Origin of the sequence: Candidatus Protofrankia californiensis, from assembly GCF_900634765.1 — a bacterium.
Lineage (GTDB): Bacteria > Actinomycetota > Actinomycetes > Frankiales > Frankiaceae > Protofrankia > Protofrankia californiensis.
Genome location: NZ_CAAAFT010000044.1, coordinates 7,753 through 11,229 on the forward strand (window position 1 = coordinate 7,753; position 3,477 = coordinate 11,229).

Annotated in this window: 4 protein-coding genes; 3 read left to right on the forward strand and 1 reads right to left on the reverse strand. The window is 70.4% G+C overall.

Annotated elements, in window-relative coordinates; all coding sequences use genetic code 11:
• The 3 genes from DD1DGNOD_RS02315 to mtnC all read left to right on the forward strand — a co-directional run.
• A partial coding sequence (locus tag DD1DGNOD_RS02315; RefSeq protein WP_165036350.1) for a DUF4352 domain-containing protein occupies positions 1–648 on the forward strand: 648 nt, incomplete at its 5' end.
• A 187-nt stretch (positions 649–835) separates the two neighbouring features.
• Positions 836–1,420 carry a 1,2-dihydroxy-3-keto-5-methylthiopentene dioxygenase gene (locus DD1DGNOD_RS02320; protein ID WP_131764983.1) on the forward strand — a complete coding sequence of 195 codons (585 nt, stop codon included), beginning with the start codon at positions 836–838 and terminating at the stop codon, positions 1,418–1,420.
• Positions 1,421–1,476: 56 nt separating this feature from the next.
• Positions 1,477–2,208 (forward strand): acireductone synthase, encoded by a 732-nt coding sequence (mtnC, locus tag DD1DGNOD_RS02325; protein WP_131764984.1) that lies wholly within the window; start codon positions 1,477–1,479, stop codon positions 2,206–2,208.
• On the opposite strand, the gene mtnA is transcribed toward mtnC, so the two are convergent.
• Positions 2,186–3,418, reverse strand: coding sequence for an S-methyl-5-thioribose-1-phosphate isomerase (gene mtnA, locus DD1DGNOD_RS02330; protein ID WP_131769334.1), 1,233 nt, complete (start codon positions 3,416–3,418; stop codon positions 2,186–2,188). The two genes, mtnC and mtnA, sit on opposite strands and share 23 nt — an antisense overlap.
• Between the last annotated feature and the right edge of the window lie 59 nt (positions 3,419–3,477).

Genomic DNA, 3,477 nt, shown 5'->3' on the forward strand with positions numbered 1-3,477 from the left:
CCCACCGGTTACCCGGCTGACCAGTTCGGTCAGCCCGCGCAGTTCGGCCAGCCCGCCGGTGCGCCGCATCCCTGGTACCCGAGCGCGCCGCCGCGACAGCGGTCCCGCCGGTGGTGGCTGCTCGCTCCCCTGATAGCGCTCGTGCTGCTGGTCGGCTGGGTGGTCCTCAACAGCCTCGGCGGAAACGACACGGGCGGGCCTTCCGGCGCCATCCCCACCAGCCAGGCAGCCACGCCCTCACCGTCGGTGACAGCGATCCCCGGCATCGGCGTCCCGGTCCGGGACGGCCAGCTCCAGTTCACCGTGACGAACGTCCAGTGTGGTGTCGACGAGCTGAAGGTCGGGTTCTTCCCCAGACACCCGGACGGCCAGTACTGCCTGGCCGCGGTGACAGCCAGCAACATCGGCGGTTCGGACCGGACCCTTTCGCTGGCCTCGCAGAGTCTCTACGACACCGCCGGCGCAAGGCACGGCTCCGACCAGTTGCTGTCCCGGGCGTCCTTCTCCAACGAGCTCTGGGGGAACATCTCCGAGGGCGAGACGGTGAGCGGCACCTTCGTCTTCGACATTCCCGTTGACGCCGCACCCGATCATCTTGAGCTCCACGACGGTCCGTTCAGCGGCGGAGTCACCGTCCCGGTGCGATGACGGATGCCCGGCGGACGGATCCTTCACGATCGAACGAGTTGCCGGACGTCTACGCCGTCCACGCCGCGGGCCACATCCATCGCACGCCGGTGTGTGGACCGCCAGCGGTGGCGCATCTCCGGCTTCACAATGGGCCTGCGGAACCGTGGAACAACGCCCGCCACAGACACGACCGGAGGAGCCCCTGATGGCGCATCTCACAACCTGGCCCGACGGCGACCCGGGGCGGGTGCTGCGCGACACCGACCGACCGGACGAGATCGTCGCTGCCCTCACCTCGATCGGGGTCCGGTTCGAACAGTGGGCGACCGTGGAGCTCTCGCCCGGCGCCGGCCAGGACGCGGTGCTCGCCGCCTACCGCGAGCACGTGGACAAGGTTGTCGCCGAGCAGGGTTTCGTCCTCGTGGACGTGGCGGCCCTGCATCCGACCGGGGCGCCCGACTGGGCGGCCACCGCCGCCGCCACGCGGGCGAAGTTCCTTGCCGAGCACACCCATGCCGATGCCGAGGTGCGCTTCTTCGCCGACGGCGCCGGCATCTTCTACCTGCACAGCGGTGACGAGGTCCACGCGGTGCTCTGTGAGGCGGGCGACCTGCTGTCAGTGCCGGCCGGTACCACGCACTGGTTCGACATGGGCACCGATCCGTCGTTCACCGCGATCCGCTTCTTCCACGATCCCGACGGCTGGGTCGGCGACTTCACGGGCAGCGACATCGCCTCCCGCTTCCCCGACTTCGACGCACTGCACACCGTGGCCACCGCCGCCCGGTGATCGATATCTGGTGACCAGTGCCCGACGTACGGTGACCGTCTGATGTCCGATGCCCGGTGAGTGACGCCGTCGTCGTCGTCGCCGTCACCGCCGAGGCGGTTGTCGTCGACATCGAAGGGACGACCAGCGCAACATCCTTCGTCGTCGACACGCTCTACCCGTACTCGCGGGCGCGGTTCGGCGCATGGATCGACGGCCATTCCCAGCATCCGGACACTCGCCGTGCGCTCGCGCAGGTCCGGGAGCTGATCGGGGAGCCGGCGGCGGACACCGCCCGGGTCGTCACGGCGCTCGGTACCTGGCTCGACGCGGACGAGAAGGTCACCCCGCTCAAGACATTGCAGGGTCTGATCTGGGAAGCCGGTTTCGCCGCGGGTGAGCTGACCTCCCACCTGTACCCGGACGTGGTTCCCGCCCTGCGGTCCTGGCACGATGCCGGGCGCCGCCTCTACGTCTTCTCATCCGGATCAGTCGCCGCGCAGCGCGCCTGGTTCGCACACACCCCCGCCGGCGACCTGCTCGGTCTGTTCAGCGGGCACTTCGACACCGAGACGGCCGGTCCTAAACGGCAGCCGCCGTCCTACGCCGCAATCACCGCGGCGACCGGGATCGCACCGGAGCGGACGGTCTTCCTCTCGGACCTCGTCGACGAGCTGGACGCCGCCCGCGCCGCCGGTTGGTCAACGGTCGGTGTCCGCCGGCCGGGCGAGCCAAATCATGATCGCGGTATGGGTGATCATCCGATGGTGAACGGCTTCGACCAGGTCAGGATCCTGCCGCCGGCCTGATCGGGGGATCGCCGCCACCCGTCAAGGGACCGCTGCCGGCCAAGGGATCGCTGCCGGTCCGGGAGGCGCCGCCAGTTCGGGGATTGGTGCCGGCCGGGGGCGGCGTGAGTGGCTCCGGACGCTGACCACGTGCGACCTCGACGATCCCGTGTTCGGTGACGAGCGCGTCCACCAGGCTCGCGGGCGTCACGTCGAAGGCGGGGTTGTGCGCCCGGGACCGTGGCGGAGCGACCCGTGATCCGGCATGGCTGAGCACCTCCTCGCCGTCCCGGAGCTCGATCGGGATCATGTCGCCCGACGCCGTCGCGGGGTCGACGGTCGATGCGGACGCGGCCACGACGAACGGGATCCGCGCGTACGCGCAGGCCAGCGCCACCCCGAGGGTGCCGACCTTGTTGGCGACGTCGCCGTTGGCGGCTATCCGGTCGGCGCCCACGACAGCCGCGTCGACAAGTCCGCGCACGATCGTCCCCGCGGCGGCGGCATCGACCTGCACCAGGTGGGGGATGTTCTCGACATCGAGTTCCCAGGCGGTCAGGCGGCTGCCCTGCAGCAGCGGCCGGGTCTCGTCCACATAGACGATCTCCAGTTCGCCGCGGGCGTACAGCTCGCGGACGATGCCCAGCGCTGTCCCCCAACCGGCGGTCGCAAGTGCCCCGGTGTTGCAGTGGGTGAGGATACGCAGCGGACGGCGGCCGGTTCCGTCACTGGTATCGCTGCTGCCGCCGGCGGTGTCGAGGGTCGTCCTGCGGGCGGTGCTGGTGGTGCTGGTGGTAAAGGGCGTGTTGCGCAGTAACCAGTCCGCGCCGTGCACGCCGATCGCCCGATTCGCCCGTTCGTCCTGTTCCAGCAGGTCGCAGGCGTATGCGAGTACCGCGGGTATCCCGTGGACAAGCCGTTGGTGGGCAGCGTCCACGCCGAGAGCAAGCGCGAGGGCGGTGGGACGGGCGTCGCGGATGCGTCCGATGGCTTGGGCGAGGGTTGCCGCATCCCAGTTCTCGCGGTCGGCCTGGGCCGCGGCGAGGGCCACCCCGAACGCGCCGGTGGCGCCGAGGGCGGGAGCACCGCGGATGACCAGCCGCCGGACCGCGCCGACGAGCGCGTCCACGTCGGTGACGTCGACATGGACGACCCGCCCCGGCAGTGCGGTCTGGTCGAGAAGGCGGATGCCGTTCCCCGTCCAGGAGACAGGTCGGCCGACAGGAGTCATCTACAGCACGATATGCCGCCGGCCGGGGTCGGTCGGGTACGTCCGGCGGCAGGATTGCG

What these genes read in the sequence shown, in the direction of transcription:
- DD1DGNOD_RS02320 (WP_131764983.1), top strand. Translation starts at nt 836, where the DNA reads ATGGCGCATCTCACAACCTGGCCCGACGGCGACCCGGGGCGGGTGCTG.
- mtnA (WP_131769334.1), bottom strand. Translation starts at nt 3,418, where the DNA reads ATGACTCCTGTCGGCCGACCTGTCTCCTGGACGGGGAACGGCATCCGC.